Origin of the sequence: Paraburkholderia sp. UYCP14C, assembly GCF_004197395.1 — a bacterium.
Classification (GTDB): domain Bacteria; phylum Pseudomonadota; class Gammaproteobacteria; order Burkholderiales; family Burkholderiaceae; genus Paraburkholderia.
Genome location: NZ_SELS01000006.1, coordinates 37,521 through 51,968 on the forward strand (window position 1 = coordinate 37,521; position 14,448 = coordinate 51,968).

Sequence of the window (14,448 nt, forward strand, 5' to 3'; positions counted from 1 at the left end):
CATAATCACTGAAACATTTTTTGGTTTTTCAGAATAATGAACCGTCCGGACCCGACCGGCCAGTCCGTGCCCAGCGAGCGCGAACGGCTCGATCTGCTCGACGTCGCGCTATTCGTGCGCGCCGCGCTGCTCGCCAACGTGTCGGCGGCGGGGCGCGAGTTCGGGTTGTCGGCGGCGGTCGCGAGCGCGCGGATCGCCCAGCTCGAAAAGCTGCTCGGCGCGCGTTTATTGCATCGGACCACGCGCCGCATCAGCCTCACCCAGGACGGTGAAGTGTTCATGACGCGCGCCGAGGCGCTGCTCGACGCGGCCGCCGCCGCGCGCGCATCGGTCGGCCGCGCGCTGGCCGAGCCGCAGGGACGGCTACGCGTGTCGATGCCGTCTTCGTTCGGGCGCCAGCATGTGTCGCCGGTGATCAGCGAGTTTCTGCGCCGCTATCCGGGCGTGAGCGTCGATCTGCGCCTGACTGACCAGCTGGTCGATCTGGTCGACGCGGGCATCGATGTCGCGATTCGCGTCGGCGCGCTGAAGGATTCGTCGCTGGTCGCGCGACGGCTCGCGGTCAACCGCCGCGTGCTGTGCGCGTCCCCCGCGTATCTGGCCGCGCGCGGCACGCCGCATCATCCACCGGATCTCGCGCGGCACGAGTGCGTGATCCTGTCGGAGCAGCGCGACTGGCGCTTCCTGACGCCGGCCGGCCCGCTCGACGTGCGCGTGAGCGGGCGGCTCGTCACCGACAACGGCGAGGTGATTCGCGACGCGCTGCTCGCGGGCTTCGGCATCGCGCTGAAATCGACGTGGGACGTGGCGCCTTATCTGCGCAGCGGCGAACTCGTCAGTGTGCTCGACAGCTATCCGCTCGCTGACGACGTCGCGATCTGGGCCGTGTACCCGAGCCGCGCGTTCGTGCCGCCGAAGACGCTCGCGTTCATCGACTTCGTTGCCGCGCATTTCGGCGATCCGCCGTATTGGGATCGTGAGCCGGATGCAAGGGCGGGCGCGTAGGCGCCACGCCTGGGTACGCGGCGTCAGCGCTTGCCGCCCTTCGCACCGCGCTGCTTGCGATCCGAGTTCACATCGGTATGCGAGTCGTTCTGCGTGCGCTGCTGATACTCGTCGCCGCCGCGGCGGTCGGTATCCTGCAGTCCATGCTCGAGATCCTCATGCGCCTGCTTGCCGACATGGCGCGGCGCGTCCTCGTGCTGCGACTCCGGATGCTGATCGGTTTCATGCGGCAGCGGCGCCCCAGCTTCCTGCAATGTCTTCGGGTGCTTGCTTGTATGCGGGTCGGCTGGCGGCTTCGCTTGCCGGTCGCCATCTGTTGATTGCGGCAGGGTTTTCATTCGATTACTCCTTCGCGAATCGCGTTCGCGCGCCGGGAGCGCACGGTGAATTCGCGGGTTGAATCCAGCGATGTGAACGAGCGCTCATCACGCGACGCCCAGCCGTTTTTTCATCGCGGCGGTGAGGCGCTGACGCGTCTTCGCATAGTCGGCCCACGGGTCGTTTTTGAGGCCGTCCACGCGCTCGTGGAGGTTGCGGATGTTCCATTGATCGCCGCTCGTCGTGCTGTCCAGTTCGTCCCACGCGAGCGGCACCGATACGCCGAGCCCCGGCCGCGCGCGCGCCGAGAATGCAGCCACCGTGCTCGAGCCGCGGTTGTTGCGCAGATAGTCGATGAAAATCTTCTTCTTGCGATTCTGCGCGCCCATCTTTGCGCTGAAGTACTTCGGCAGCGTCGCCGCCATATGCTGCGCGACCGCCTGCGAGAAATCCTTCACTTCGTCCCAGCCGGCCTGCTTCGCGAGCGGCACGACCACGTGCAAGCCCTTGCCGCCGCTCGTCTTGCAGAACGACTTCAGGCCCAGTTCGTCGAGCAGCGAGCGGGTCAGTTGCGCGGCCTCGATCATGCGATCCCAGCCGAGCGACGGGTCCGGGTCGAGGTCGAACACCATGCGATCGGGCTTTTCGATATTCGACGCGACCGCATTCCAGGTGTGAAATTCGACGGTACCCATCTGCGCGCAGCCGACCAGCGCGGCGAGCGTGTCGACCGTGATCAGCGGCGGATGGCCGGGATCGAGTCCCTCGTGCTGCGTGACGTGCGGAATTGACAGCTTCTGGCTGTGCTTCTGGAAGAACAACTCGCCGCCGATATCGTCGGGCGCGCGCACCAGCGCGACCGGCCGCTCGCGCAGATGCGGCAGCATCCAATCGGCGATTGATTCGTAGTACTGCACCAGTTCGAGCTTGCTGGCGCCGCTGCTCCTGTCGATCACGCGATCGGGATGCGAGATGCGCACGCCGGCAATTTCGCTCTGTGCGCGCGCGCGTGTCGCCGTGGTACGGGCGGGCGCGCTGTCCGCAGCGGCAGTCCTCGCGGTGCCGGCGGTCTTCCTCGCCGCGCGCTTTTTCGGCACGCCCGTTTGCCGCGCATCGTCCGCGGCGGTTTCGGTTTGCTGTTGCACGTCGGCTCCTTGTCGGGCGGTTTCCCTGACGATCTGGCGCGCCGGTTTGTCGTCGCGCAGGCTGACGAACGACGCCTGACGCACGATGCCGTCGCTCGTCCATTCGGCGAAGTCGCATTCGGCGACGAGCACCGGCTCGACCCAATGGACGGGCGTGCGGCTGCGCTCGCGCGGCGCGCTCGCGAACGGCATGTGCTTGCTCGCGTGCGCGTCGAGCGCCTGTTTGACCGAGCGCAGCAGCGCGGCGTCGAAGCCGGTGCCGACACGCCCCGCGTACTGCAGACGGCCGTCGCCGTCGTAGACGCCGAGCAGCAGCGCGCCGAACGCCGCGCGGCTACCGGCCGGCTCGGAGTAGCCGCCGATCACGAACTCCTGGCGGCGCCGGCATTTCAGCTTGATCCACAACGGCGAGCGGCCTGACGCATAGCTGCTGTCACGCCGCTTGCCGATGATGCCTTCGAGTCCCATCTCGCACGCGCTCTTGAGCAGTTCGTCGGCACTGAAATCGAAATCGTTCGAAAAGCGCAGCACCCGATCGTCGACGCCTTCGAGCAGCGCGCGCAAGATCGCGCGGCGCTGTTCGAGCGGTACGCCGCGCAGGTCGTAGCCGTTCAGGAACGGCAGATCGAACAGATAGACCACGATGTCCTGCGGGCGATGCGCATCGAACGCGTTTTGCAGCAACTGGAAGCTCGGCACATCGCGTTCATCGAGCACGACCGCTTCGCCGTCGAGCCATGCGCTTTGCAGATCGAGGCCCGCGAAGGCCTCGATCTGCTTGCTGAACCTGGTGGTCCAGTCGTTGCCGTTGCGGGTGAAAACGCTGACGGCACGGCCCTTCGCTGTCGATGCGTGGTCGATGCGCGCGAGCACGCGGTAGCCGTCGAACTTGATTTCGTATAGCCAGTTCTCGCCTGGCGGCGCGGTGTCGACGAGCGTCGCCAGCTCCGGTGTCAGGCTCGCGGGCAACGCGGCTTTGACCGCGCCTTCTATCGATGGTGATGCCGCGAGTTCGCGTAGCGACTGCGCGCTGCGCGTCGAGACGATGTCGGGGCGTTTGGGATCGGCGGCGCGGCGCGACGATGCGGATGTCGCCGGCTTGCCTGCGCTCGTGGCTTTGCCGTCGCTCGGCGCTTGCGTGTGCACATTCGATTGTTTCGCTTTCCTGCCTTTCGAAGCCCCGTCGGTCAGCACGCTACCGGGCAGCTCTTTCAGTACGTCATAGTCGCTTTCGTCGCGCGCTGCTTCGTCGCGCTCCTTGATCAGCAGCCATTGCTCCTTGTCGCCGCTGCCGGGCATATGGCTGCGAACGAGCGTCCAGCCGCCGTGCAGCTTCTGGCCGTGCAGATGAAACTTGAGCTTGCCGGCCGCGTACGACCGCGCGGCTTCGGCCGCGCCGCCGGCCGGCTCCCATGTGCCGCGATCCCACACGATCACGGTACCGGCGCCGTAGTTGCCGGGCGGAATCTCGCCCTCGAACGTACCGTATTCGAGCGGATGGTCCTCGACGTGCACCGCGAGCCGCTTGACCGACGGGTCGAGGCTCGGTCCCTTCGGAATCGCCCACGACAGCAGCGCGCCGTTCAGTTCGAGCCGGAAGTCGTAGTGCAGACGCCGCGCGTCGTGCTCCTGGATCACGTAGGACAGCGTGGCCGGCGCGGCGCGGCTCGCGCTCCTGCCGGTCCTGGCCGCGGCGCGCTTGCGGGTCGCCGCACCGGCCGGCTCCGGTGTGTCCTCGAAGCGGCGCTTGCGATGATAGAGGTCGAGTCGTTCGTTCACGGCGATGACTCCGGTGCGTTGTGTGCGCGTTTGTGTGTGCGTTGAGTGCGATAGGCGGGTCGTGCGTGCACTCAAGCCGCCGCGCGCCGTTTGCGCGGTGTTGCCGTGGTTCTGGTTGCGGCGCGGCCGCTGCTGCCGCTGCTGCCGCTGCGACTGCGCGCCGTGCCTGCAGCGCGAGCCTTTTTACGCGCGGGGGCGCTCGCCGCTGCATCGGACTCGGCTTCGCGATCGGCCTTGTGCTCGTCCTCGTCGGCGGTGCGCTGGCGGTGTGTGGCCGCCTGCTTGCCCTTGCCCTGGCCGAGGCTGCGTTTGAGCAGATCGGACAGATCGAGAATGTCGGCGGATTTGCGCGACCCGTGCGGCGTTTCGACTTCGGTGACCTCCTCGGTCTTGCCCGCCCGGACCTTGCGCTCGACCAACGCCATGATGTCGTCGCGAAACGTATCGTGATACTGCATCGGGTCCCACGTCTCGCTCATGTCGTCGATCAGCTTTTTCGCCATGTCGAGCTCTTTCGCCGACACGCCGGCGGCCTTCATGCCTTCAGGGGGCACCTTGAATTCGTCGAGACCGCGCACCTCGTTGGCCCAGCGCAGCGTATTCAGCGCGAGCATCGGACCGAGCGGAATCAGCGCCGCCAGATGCTGCTTGTTGTGCAGCACGACACTCGCGACGCCGATCTTGCCCGCTGCCTTCATCGCCTCGCGCAATAGCGCATAGACCTTTTCGCCCTTGCGGTCCGGCGTCAGGAAATACGGTGTATCGAGATAGAGAAAGGAGATGTCGGGCGCGTCGACGAACGCGAGGATCTCGACCGTCTGCGTCGATTCGGGGTTCGCCGAGCGGATTTCGTCGTCCGACATCACGACGTAGTGGTCCTTCTCGTACTCGAAGCCGCGCACGATGTTGTCGCGGCTCACGTCCTTGCCGGTGCGCTTGTTGATCTGCTTGTAGCCGATCGGGTCGATCGTGCGCTTGTCGAGCAGATTGAAGCCGACCTTCTCCGACTGCGTCGCCGGATAGAGTTGCACCGGTACATGGACGAGCCCGAAACTGATTGCGCCTTTCCAGATCATGTGTGCCATCGCGCTCCCCTGTCCCCTCGCCCTGAGATATCCAGCGAAGCAGCAAGCGTGCCCGTGTTTTCAGCGCGCATGATGCTGCTGCCATGTGTAAAGCATCGGCTGATCGGTCCGGCGGCGTGCCATCACGGGCTGTAAGTATTGCGACGCGTCGGCAAAACCTACGGCTTGCTTTGTGCACGCGGTCTACGCGGAGGTCGCATCAAGGCTCGAGCACGACCGGCACCGATGCAAAGCCGCGAAACCGCACGCGCCCGCCCCGCGTCGGCTCGCCATCGACGCGATACGCCGGGAAGCGCTGCACGAAGCGCCCGATCGCAATCCGCGCCTCCAGCCGCGCCAGCGACAAGCCCGCGCACTGATGAATCCCGAAGCCGAACGAAAGATGCCGGTTCGGATCGCGGCGGATGTCGAAGCGGTCCGGATCGGCGAACTGCTCCGGATCGCGATTGGCCGCGCCGATGCACAACGTGACCGGCGTGCCGCGCGCGACCGCGACGCCGCCGATCTCGGTGTCGACGGTGGTCATGCGGTTGCCGAGCTGGTTCGAACTCTCGAAGCGCAAACACTCCTCGACCGCGCTGCCGATCAACTCGGGCTCGCGCAGCAGCGCGGCACGCTCGCCGGGCCATTCGCTCAGCGTGACGAGGCCGTTGCCGATCAGGTTGGTGGTCGTTTCATGCCCGGCGTTCAGGATGAAAATGCAGTTCTGCAGCAGTTCGGCTTCCGATAGCTGCTCGTCCGGCCCCTCCCCCTGAATCAGCCGAGTCAGCACGTCGTGCTGCGGATCGCCCGGTTCGCGGCGGCGTCGTGTGACGAGGCCGCGCAGGTAGTCGACGAATTCGCTGACCGCGCGATTGCCGCGCTCCAACTGCGCGTCGGTGAGCGACGGCTCGAGCGCGCCGAGGATCGCGAGCGACCAGTCGCGCAGCGGCGCGCGCTCGTCGTGCGGCACGTCGAGCAGATTACCGATCACCTCGACCGGAATCGCCGACGCGAACTGCCCGATCAGATCGATACGCCCGCGGTGCGCGGCCGCATCGAGCAGGCCGTCGACGAGCCGGATCAGCGCGGGCTCCATCGCCGCGATCGCGCGCGCGGTCAGCGCGCCGGCGATCAGCTTGCGCACACGCGTGTGGCGCGGCGGATCGTTGAACACGAGGCTCGTGGTGTGATGCGCGTACAGCGGCGAGTCGCCGTATTTCGGCCGGAACTCGACGGTCTTGTCGGAACTGAAGGTCTTCGGGTCGCGGTAGACCGCCTGCACGTCGCGAAAGCGCGTCAGAAACAGCGACCCGTCCGGCATGCGCCTGATCGGCTCGTAGCTGCGCAGTGCGTGATAGACCGGATAGGGATCGGCGTAGAACGCCGGACTTAGATGACGCAGATCGAAGTCGCGGACAAGAGAGGATGCGTCGCTGGTGGATGCCGGGGTCATGCGTTGTCTCCGTGGGACGTCTTGTTGCGCCCGTTGGGGGTGGTGGGTTCGTGTGACCGTATTGGTTCGGCCTGTTCCCGGCCTGTTCCATTGTGGCGATGCGCCGGACGCCGGCTTCAGCCAACGCGACGACTGCACCACACGCTTCGATGCGTCAGTATGAACCGCGCGCTGCCAGAGCGCACGGCAAACCCGCCCGCTCAGGCCGCCTGCGATGGCGCGGCGCACAGAACCGATACAATAGCGGGATTTTCCGCGCACCACGCGCCTCTTTCTTCCCGCGTCACTGGTCGTCCATGAACCTCGTCATTCAAAGCGTCGCCCCCCTTTCCGCCGACCACCACAAAACGCTCGTCGCGCTCGCGCGCGGCTCGCACGCCGCCCTCATCGACGAGAACGCGATTCGCATCGCCGACGCGAATCTCGCGCAACGTGCCGACGTCGAAGCGTATTGCTACACGCATCAACTCGATTACGCGTTTGTCGAAGCCGGCCGCCAGTTGCGCGACTTCGGCCTCGTTGCGATGGACATGGATTCGACGCTGATCACGATCGAGTGCATCGACGAGATCGCCGATTTCTGCGGGCTCAAAGCCGAAGTCGCGGCGATTACCGAGGCAGCGATGCGCGGCGAGATCAAAGACTTCAACGAGAGCTTGACGCGTCGCGTCGCACTGCTGAAAGGGCTCGACGCCGGCGCGCTCGAGCGCGTGTACGAAGAGCGGCTGCAGTTGTCGCCGGGCGCCGAACGCATGCTGGCCGGCGCGAAACAGGCGGGCCTGAAAACGCTGCTCGTGTCGGGCGGCTTCACGTTCTTCACCGCGAAGCTGAAGGCGCGCCTCGGCCTCGATTTCACGCATGCGAACACGCTTGAAATTGTTGACGGCAAGCTGACGGGCAACGTGATTGGCGAGATCGTCAATGCCGACGTGAAAGCGCGCACGCTGCGCGAAACCTGCGCGACGCTTGGCATCGAACCGTCGCGCGCGATTGCGATGGGCGACGGCTCGAACGACCTGAAAATGATGGCCGAAGCGGGACTTTCCGTGGCGTTCCGTGCGAAGCCGGTGGTGCGGGAAGCAGCCAGCGTGTCGTTCAATTTCGTTGGACTGGACGGCTTGCTGCGGTTGGTTTGAGGCTGATGCTCGAGGGGTCCGCTATCGCGTCGGCATGACGACCGACGCGCTAGCGAACCGCGGCGCTATTTGTTGAAAATGGCCAACAGGAACACGGGCACCGTGCAGATGGCAATCAGGATATTAAAGATCAGCAAGCCCTTCATGATGCGGTCGTGATTCTTGCCTATTTCCAACGACAGGATGAATTGCTTCATAAGCTCCTCCACAAGACGGAACAAGTATAAGAGCTGCACTATCCAATAAAACTAATTCAGGCAAATGTGCAGGGCCGTGGATCGAAACGCCGCGAGGCAAATCGTGAAAATCGACGTGCGTAGCGCTCCCCGTGATATCGCGCCAACCATGGGTTCGGTCTGCCTGGCATCAATAGCGGTGGCGAAGCTGTCTTGCCGCGCGTTGAGCAAGCACACCATCACTGCGATGGAACAGGTGAATGCCAACCCGCAAAACACAACGATCCCCAGCACAAGCATCGACGTCGCCTCGCTGCCCTGCTCCAATGCCGTCACTGCCTCGTAGATCGCGGCGGCGCACACTCCGATCGCACACCAGAACAGTTGGCCGTCTTGCACCGACGCCGCGATCATCGCCCTAGCAACGCGCCAGCCATACGCGGGCGCGACGAGCGCAAGCGTCAAGATCGGCCCGGCAATCGGCACCGTCAGATTCAGCAACAGCCAGAAGAAAAGATTCATCCAGGCCCCTCCAAAAGCGCGGCAACGTTATTCGGCAATGACACGATCGTAGCGTCGCGAAGCGGCATCGAACATTCGGCCAAACGGTCAGGTTTGCTTGATACTTCGGGCAAAGAAAAAGCCCGCCGGGAACGCATCCCGGCGGGCTTCTCGAACCACCGAATCGAACAGGGCTTACGCGCGTTAAGCGAGCGTCGCCAGGCTCTGCTCGATATCCGCGCGCAGATCCGCCTCGTCCTCGAGACCGATATAGAACCGCACCAGCGTGCCCCGGTGCGGCCATTGCGCCGCGGTGCGCATCGACGCGATGTCGTACGGCATCGCGAGGCTATGCGCGCCGCCCCAGCTCCAGCCGAGCGAAAACAGTTCGAGCGATTCGCAGAACGTGTCGATCTGCGCCGCGCTGTATCGCTCGTCGAACACGACCGAGAACAGTCCGCCCGCGCCGCTGAAATCGCGCTTGTACACTTCGTGTCCCGGACAGTCGGCGAACGCCGGATGCAGCACCGCGACGATTTCCGGCCGGCGCTTCAACCACGCCGCGAGCGACAGCGCCGCGCGATCGTGCTGCGCGAAACGCAGCTGCATGCTCGGCAGGCTGCGCAGGATCAACGAGCAGTCGTCCGAGGACACCCCGATGCCCATGCGCATGCGCGCCGCCTTTAGCTTCACATGCACGTCGCGGTCGACCGTGATCGTCGCCCCCATCAGCACGTCGCCGCCGCCCGACTGGTATTTGGTCAGCGCCTGCACCGAGATGTCGACGCCGTGGTCGAACGGCCGGAACGCGAGGCCCGCGGACCACGTGTTGTCGATCGCGGTAACGACCTTGCGCGCGCGCGCCGCCGCCGTGATGGCCGGCACGTCGGGCACTTCCATCGTCACCGAGCCGGGCGCCTCGATCCAGATGAGGCGCGTGTTCGGCTGGATCAGATCGGCGATGCCCGCGCCGATCAGCGGATCGTAGTAGCGCGCCGTGACGCCGAAGTCGCGCGCGAGCCAGTCGCCGTGGTCGCGGTTGGGTGAATAGACGTTGTCGGGAATCAGCACGTCGTCGCCGGCCTTCACGAGACCGAAGTAGACGTTCGAGATCGACGACAGCCCCGACGGCTGCAGCAGCGCATGGTTGCCGCCCTCGATCGCGGCGAGGCGCTGCGCGAGCGCGATCTGCGTCGGCGTCGCATGCAGGCCGTAGCGCCATTGCGCGTCGTTCTTCCAGTCGAGCGCGCGCATCGCGGCGAGGTCGGGGAACACCACCGTCGACGCACGCGTGACCGGTGTCGAGAACGATTCGAAGCCCGGCGTGATGTCGTCCTCGGCACGCACGATACGGGTTTGCAGGCCGTGTTTGAATTTGGATTCAGTCATGTGAGGTTCGATGAAAATCTCAGTGAAGCGGGCCTGAAGCGACGATCGCGCCGCGCGATTGCCGATGCGCGGCGTGCGTGCGCATCAGTCGCCCGTTTGCAGGTTGCTGACGCCGCCCACCGGGTGTCCGCCGGCAGCGGGTGCCGGCGTTGCGCCGTTGGTCGCGGCCGGTTGCGGCGTTGGGGTTGCAGCCTTCGCCGCCGCGGCGGCACCGGCCGAACCGGCCGCCGGCACCGCCTGCCCCGCCGCCAGCGGCTTCAGGTTGAACTGCTGCGGGTTCGAATCGTCGACGTTCATGCGGTCGCCTTCGAGCGAGCCGTCCGCCGCGAACTTGCCGACCCAGTTGCCGGTGATATGCGTGCCGTCGTTCGATTCCTCGACTTCGAGCGTATCGCCGTCGCGATCGCCGGCGATCAGGATCACCTCGCCGCTATCGGTGTACTGATACTCGCCGTGCACGCCGGATGGATCGTCGGTCTTGGGCCCAAGCCGCAGCACGATCGGCCGCGTGCCGAGTGTGCCCACGTAGCGCGGAAACTTCGCGAACTCGGGGCTCGGTTTCAGCGGCAGCTGGATCGGCGGCGGCGCGGCCAGCTCCTTGACCGCATCGCTTTCCGCCCAGGCCTGCGACGGCATCCACAGAACCGTGCCGGCGCACAACAGCGCGGCGGCGCTCGCCGCTACGCCGGCATGCCGTCGCAACGCGCGCATTGCCGAGCCCTTCGTCACTTTCGCTTCCTGCATCCTGTCCGTCCTTGTTGCTGGTTCCTGCTTGCTGCCTATGCCGCGCCGGTCTGCCGTGCGCTCACAGACGCTCGAAAACCGCCGCGATGCCCTGGCCGCCGCCGATGCACATCGTGACGAGCGCATAGCGCCCGCCGATGCGCTGCAGCTCGTACAGCGCCTTCACGGTGATCAGCGCGCCGGTCGCGCCGATCGGATGGCCGAGTGAAATGCCCGAGCCATTCGGATTGACCTTGGCCGGATCGAAGCCGAGCTCCTTGCTGACCGCGCAGGCCTGCGCGGCGAATGCCTCGTTGGCCTCGATCACGTCGAGATCGGCGACCGTCAGACCCGCGCGTTCGAGCGCCTTGCGGCTCGCCGGCACCGGTCCGATGCCCATGTACGCCGGATCGACGCCCGCATGCGCGTACGACACGAGCCGCGCCAACGGCTTCACGCCGCGCCGCTCGGCGACGCTGCGCTCCATCAGCACGACGGCCGCGGCCGCGTCGTTGATGCCCGACGCGTTGCCCGCCGTCACCGTGCCGTTCTCCTTCGCGAACACCGGCTTCAGCTTCGCGAAGTCTTCCGCCGTCGCGTTCAGCCGCGCGTGCTCGTCGGTGTCGAATACGACGTCGCCCTTCTTCGACGGGATCGTGATCGGCAGAATCTGTTCCTTGAAGTAGCCGCTCGTGATTGCGTGGGCCGCGCGGCGATGCGACTCGAGCGCGAGCGCGTCCTGCGCGTCGCGTGAGATGTCGTACTTGCGCGCGACGTTCTCTGCGGTCACGCCCATGTGGATCGACTGGAACGGATCGTTGAGCGCGCCGACCATCATGTCGACCAGACGCGCGTCGCCCATGCGCTGACCGAAGCGCGCGGCCGGCATCGAGTACGGCGCGCGGCTCATGTTTTCCGCGCCGCCGCCGATCGCGATATCGGCGTCGCCGAGCAGCACGCTTTGCGCGGCCGACACGATGGCCTGCAAGCCCGAGCCGCACAGCCGGTTCACCGTCAGCGCGGGCGTATGCTGCGCGACCCCGCCGTTGATCGCCGCGACGCGCGCGAGATACATGTCTTTCGGCTCGGTGTGCACCACGTTGCCGAACACGACGTGCCCGACTTCGTCGCCCGACACGCTCGCGCGCTCGAGCACTTCGCGCACCACACGCGCGCCGAGATCGGTCGGTGCGAAATCCTTCAGGCTGCCGCCGAAGGTGCCGATTGCCGTGCGTACGCCGCTTACCACCACTACGTCCCGTTGCATCGCTTGCCCCTCCTGTTGTCTCTCCAGTTTGTCTGGATGATGGCGCCAACGCGCGCCATGCTGCGCCGCGCGCGGCTCAAGTAATGGTTAGCCCGCCAGCAGCCGCTCGACGCTCTCGCGCGACGGAATCGGCGCGACCGCGCCATAGCCTTGCGTCGACAACGCGGCTGCGACGTTCGCGTAGCGCGCGGCGGCAAATGGATCGTCGCCCGCGACGATGCGCGCGATGAATGCGCCGCCGAAGCAGTCGCCGGCGCCGGTCGCATCGACCGCATTGACGACGTGGCCGGGTACGACGCGCCGCTCGTTCGGTGTCGCGATATACGAGCCGTCCTTGCCGAGCTTCAGCGCGACCACGCTCGGCCCATGCGCCAGCAGAAAATCGACGATCTCGTCGCGGCCGGTCAGCCCGGTCAGTTCGGTGACGTCGTCCCAGCTGGGCAGGCAGATGTCGGTCTGGCGGATCGCCTCGAGCATCACCGCGCGCGCCCGCGCGAGCGGCCACAGCTTCAGACGCAGATTGGTGTCGAAGCTCACGCGCACGCCATTCGCGCGCGCATGCGCGATCGCTTCGAGCGCGGCGTCGCAGGCGCTGACGCTGATCGCGAGACTGATGCCCGACAGATGGATGACCTGCGCCGCCGCGAGCGCGTCGCGCGGCAGATCGGCCGGCGCGTAGCGGCTCGCCGCCGAGCCCGCGCGCAGATAGTCGAACGCGTGGCCGTTGGGGCCGTGGGACACGAAATAGACGCCGGTCGGTGCTTGCGCATCGACCCGCACGAACGATGTATCCACCTGCTCGCGCTCCCACAGATCGACGAGCAGGCGGCCGAAATGATCGGCGCCGACCGCCGACACGAAGCCGGTCTTCGCGCCTTGCCGCGAGGCCGCGATGCAGAAGTTCGACGTGTCGCCGCCGAAGCCTTGCAGGTAGTTCGGCTGATCCTTCGCCGACTGGTTGAATTCGATCATCGCCTCGCCGAGCGCGAGGATCTCCGGTGTTTGAGCTTCAGGCCGTGCGGCCGCGCTGAGCGTCATTGCCTAGACCTCGCCCCACAGATCGTGGCCATCGGCACCGGTGATCCTGACCGACACGAAATCGCCGACCTTGTAGCGCTTGGACGCCTTGGTGGACGGCGCGATGTAGACGACGCCGTCGATCTCCGGCGCATCCGCGGCGGTGCGGCCGATGCCGCCGTCCGCGTTGATTTCGTCGACCAGTACTTTCAGCGTCTTGCCGACCTTCTTCGCGATGCGCTTCGCCGACACCTGCTCGGCCACTTCCATGAAGCGCGCGCGACGCTCCTCACGCACTTCGTCGGGCAGCGCGCCGTCGAGCTCGTTCGCGCTCGCTCCTTCGACCGGCGAATACGCAAAGCAGCCGACGCGATCGAGCTCCGCCTCGCGGATGAAATCGAGCAGCGTTTCGAACTGCTCTTCGGTCTCGCCCGGGAAGCCGGCGATGAACGTGCTGCGAATGGTCAGATCCGGGCAGATTTCGCGCCATGCCTTCACGCGCTCCATCACCTTCTCGGCGTTGGCCGGGCGCTTCATGCGCTTGAGCACTTCCGGATGCGCGTGCTGGAACGGCACGTCGAGATACGGCAGCACGTGGCCCTTGAACGGACCCTCGGCCATCATCGGAATCACTTCGTCGACGCTCGGATACGGATACACGTAATGCAGACGCACCCACGCGCCGTATTGCGCGGCAAGCTCACCGAGCGCGGCGACCAGATCGGTCATGCGCGTCTTGATCGGCTTGCCGTTCCAGAAACCGGTACGGTATTTGACGTCGACGCCGTAGGCGCTGGTGTCCTGCGAAATCACCAGCAGTTCCTTCACGCCCGACTTGAACAGGTTCTCCGCTTCGAGCATCACCTCGGCGACCGGGCGCGACACGAGGTCGCCGCGCATCGACGGGATGATGCAGAACGTGCAGCGGTGATTGCAGCCTTCGGAGATCTTCAGGTACGCGTAGTGGCGCGGCGTGAGCTTGACGCCCGCGGCGGGCACCAGATCGACGAACGGATCGTGCGGCTTCGGCAGATGGCTGTGCACCGCCTGCATCACCTCGCCGACCGCGTGCGGGCCGGTCACGGCGAGCACCTTCGGATGCACTTCCTCGATCAGCCCCGAACCGCTCGCGCTCTTCTTCGCGCCGAGGCAGCCGGTAACGATCACCTTGCCGTTTTCGTTGAGCGCTTCGCCGATCGCGTCGAGGCTTTCCTGCACGGCTTCGTCGATGAAGCCGCAGGTGTTGACGACCACGAGGTCCGCACCGTCATAGGTGCCGGAGATTTCGTAGCCTTCGGCGCGCAGCTGGGTGATGATCTGCTCGGAATCGACGAGGGCCTTGGGGCAGCCGAGGGAAACGAAGCCGACTTTCGGCGTGGCGCCCGGCGCGGCCGGAACGTTCGAGGGGGTGGAAGACATGGGGAACCGCTTGAAGACGTTAAACCCTGAATTGTAGCGGTTCGCCACCGCCA

13 protein-coding genes are annotated in these 14,448 nt (G+C 65.9%); 2 read left to right on the forward strand and 11 right to left on the reverse strand.

Features of this window, described 5'->3' with window-relative positions:
* Positions 1–36: 36 nt before the first annotated feature.
* Positions 37–1,005, forward strand: a complete 969-nt coding sequence (locus EVC45_RS07185) for a LysR family transcriptional regulator (RefSeq protein WP_129957329.1) — start codon at positions 37–39, stop codon at positions 1,003–1,005.
* 23 nt (positions 1,006–1,028) lie between these two features.
* Here EVC45_RS07185 and EVC45_RS07190 read toward each other — a convergent pair whose 3' ends face one another.
* From EVC45_RS07190 to EVC45_RS07205, 4 genes are all read right to left on the reverse strand, one after another.
* Positions 1,029–1,343, reverse strand: coding sequence for a hypothetical protein (locus EVC45_RS07190; protein ID WP_129957330.1), 315 nt, complete (start codon positions 1,341–1,343; stop codon positions 1,029–1,031).
* An 87-nt stretch (positions 1,344–1,430) separates the two neighbouring features.
* Positions 1,431–4,247: a DNA ligase D gene (gene ligD / locus EVC45_RS07195; RefSeq protein ID WP_129957331.1), complete on the reverse strand. Its 2,817-nt coding sequence runs from the start codon at positions 4,245–4,247 to the stop codon at positions 1,431–1,433.
* Positions 4,248–4,318: 71 nt separating this feature from the next.
* Positions 4,319–5,332 carry a Ku protein gene (locus EVC45_RS07200; protein WP_129957332.1) on the reverse strand — a complete coding sequence of 338 codons (1,014 nt, stop codon included), beginning with the start codon at positions 5,330–5,332 and terminating at the stop codon, positions 4,319–4,321.
* 199 nt (positions 5,333–5,531) lie between these two features.
* Positions 5,532–6,767 (reverse strand): cytochrome P450, encoded by a 1,236-nt coding sequence (locus EVC45_RS07205; RefSeq protein WP_129957333.1) that lies wholly within the window; start codon positions 6,765–6,767, stop codon positions 5,532–5,534.
* A gap of 296 nt (positions 6,768–7,063) precedes the next feature.
* On the opposite strand from EVC45_RS07205, the gene serB reads away from it, so the two are divergent.
* Positions 7,064–7,903 (forward strand): phosphoserine phosphatase SerB, encoded by an 840-nt coding sequence (gene serB / locus EVC45_RS07210; RefSeq protein ID WP_129957334.1) that lies wholly within the window; start codon positions 7,064–7,066, stop codon positions 7,901–7,903.
* Between the two features lie 65 nt (positions 7,904–7,968).
* On the opposite strand, the gene EVC45_RS47585 is transcribed toward serB, so the two are convergent.
* The 7 genes from EVC45_RS47585 to rimO form a co-directional block, all read right to left on the reverse strand.
* On the reverse strand, positions 7,969–8,100 hold the full coding sequence (locus tag EVC45_RS47585; RefSeq protein WP_306770764.1) for a hypothetical protein: 132 nt from the start codon (positions 8,098–8,100) through the stop codon (positions 7,969–7,971).
* Positions 8,101–8,151: 51 nt separating this feature from the next.
* On the reverse strand, positions 8,152–8,601 hold the full coding sequence (locus tag EVC45_RS46605) for a hypothetical protein (protein WP_248295055.1): 450 nt from the start codon (positions 8,599–8,601) through the stop codon (positions 8,152–8,154).
* A gap of 183 nt (positions 8,602–8,784) precedes the next feature.
* The gene (locus EVC45_RS07220) at positions 8,785–9,969 is read right to left on the reverse strand and encodes a cystathionine beta-lyase (protein WP_129957335.1); all 1,185 of its coding nucleotides are present in this window, start codon (positions 9,967–9,969) and stop codon (positions 8,785–8,787) included.
* Positions 9,970–10,053: 84 nt separating this feature from the next.
* Positions 10,054–10,713, reverse strand: coding sequence for a hypothetical protein (locus EVC45_RS07225; protein WP_129957336.1), 660 nt, complete (start codon positions 10,711–10,713; stop codon positions 10,054–10,056).
* A gap of 61 nt (positions 10,714–10,774) precedes the next feature.
* Positions 10,775–11,959 carry a beta-ketothiolase BktB gene (bktB, locus tag EVC45_RS07230; RefSeq protein ID WP_129957337.1) on the reverse strand — a complete coding sequence of 395 codons (1,185 nt, stop codon included), beginning with the start codon at positions 11,957–11,959 and terminating at the stop codon, positions 10,775–10,777.
* Between the two features lie 87 nt (positions 11,960–12,046).
* A complete protein-coding gene (locus EVC45_RS07235) occupies positions 12,047–12,997 on the reverse strand; it encodes a sugar kinase (RefSeq protein WP_129957338.1) in 951 nt (316 codons plus the stop codon).
* Between the two features lie 3 nt (positions 12,998–13,000).
* The gene (gene rimO / locus EVC45_RS07240) at positions 13,001–14,395 is read right to left on the reverse strand and encodes a 30S ribosomal protein S12 methylthiotransferase RimO (protein WP_129957339.1); all 1,395 of its coding nucleotides are present in this window, start codon (positions 14,393–14,395) and stop codon (positions 13,001–13,003) included.
* Positions 14,396–14,448: the final 53 nt, after the last annotated feature.

Bases quoted from the DNA above. Each gene is read 5' to 3' on its own strand.
- EVC45_RS07185 (WP_129957329.1), top strand. From the start codon at position 37: ATGAACCGTCCGGACCCGACCGGCCAGTCCGTGCCCAGCGAGCGCGAA.
- EVC45_RS07190 (WP_129957330.1), bottom strand. From the start codon at position 1,343: ATGAAAACCCTGCCGCAATCAACAGATGGCGACCGGCAAGCGAAGCCG.
- EVC45_RS07200 (WP_129957332.1), bottom strand. From the start codon at position 5,332: ATGGCACACATGATCTGGAAAGGCGCAATCAGTTTCGGGCTCGTCCAT.
- EVC45_RS07205 (WP_129957333.1), bottom strand. From the start codon at position 6,767: ATGACCCCGGCATCCACCAGCGACGCATCCTCTCTTGTCCGCGACTTC.
- serB (WP_129957334.1), top strand. From the start codon at position 7,064: ATGAACCTCGTCATTCAAAGCGTCGCCCCCCTTTCCGCCGACCACCAC.
- EVC45_RS47585 (WP_306770764.1), bottom strand. From the start codon at position 8,100: ATGAAGCAATTCATCCTGTCGTTGGAAATAGGCAAGAATCACGACCGC.
- EVC45_RS46605 (WP_248295055.1), bottom strand. From the start codon at position 8,601: ATGAATCTTTTCTTCTGGCTGTTGCTGAATCTGACGGTGCCGATTGCC.
- EVC45_RS07220 (WP_129957335.1), bottom strand. From the start codon at position 9,969: ATGACTGAATCCAAATTCAAACACGGCCTGCAAACCCGTATCGTGCGT.
- EVC45_RS07225 (WP_129957336.1), bottom strand. From the start codon at position 10,713: ATGCAGGAAGCGAAAGTGACGAAGGGCTCGGCAATGCGCGCGTTGCGA.
- bktB (WP_129957337.1), bottom strand. From the start codon at position 11,959: ATGCAACGGGACGTAGTGGTGGTAAGCGGCGTACGCACGGCAATCGGC.
- EVC45_RS07235 (WP_129957338.1), bottom strand. From the start codon at position 12,997: ATGACGCTCAGCGCGGCCGCACGGCCTGAAGCTCAAACACCGGAGATC.
- rimO (WP_129957339.1), bottom strand. From the start codon at position 14,395: ATGTCTTCCACCCCCTCGAACGTTCCGGCCGCGCCGGGCGCCACGCCG.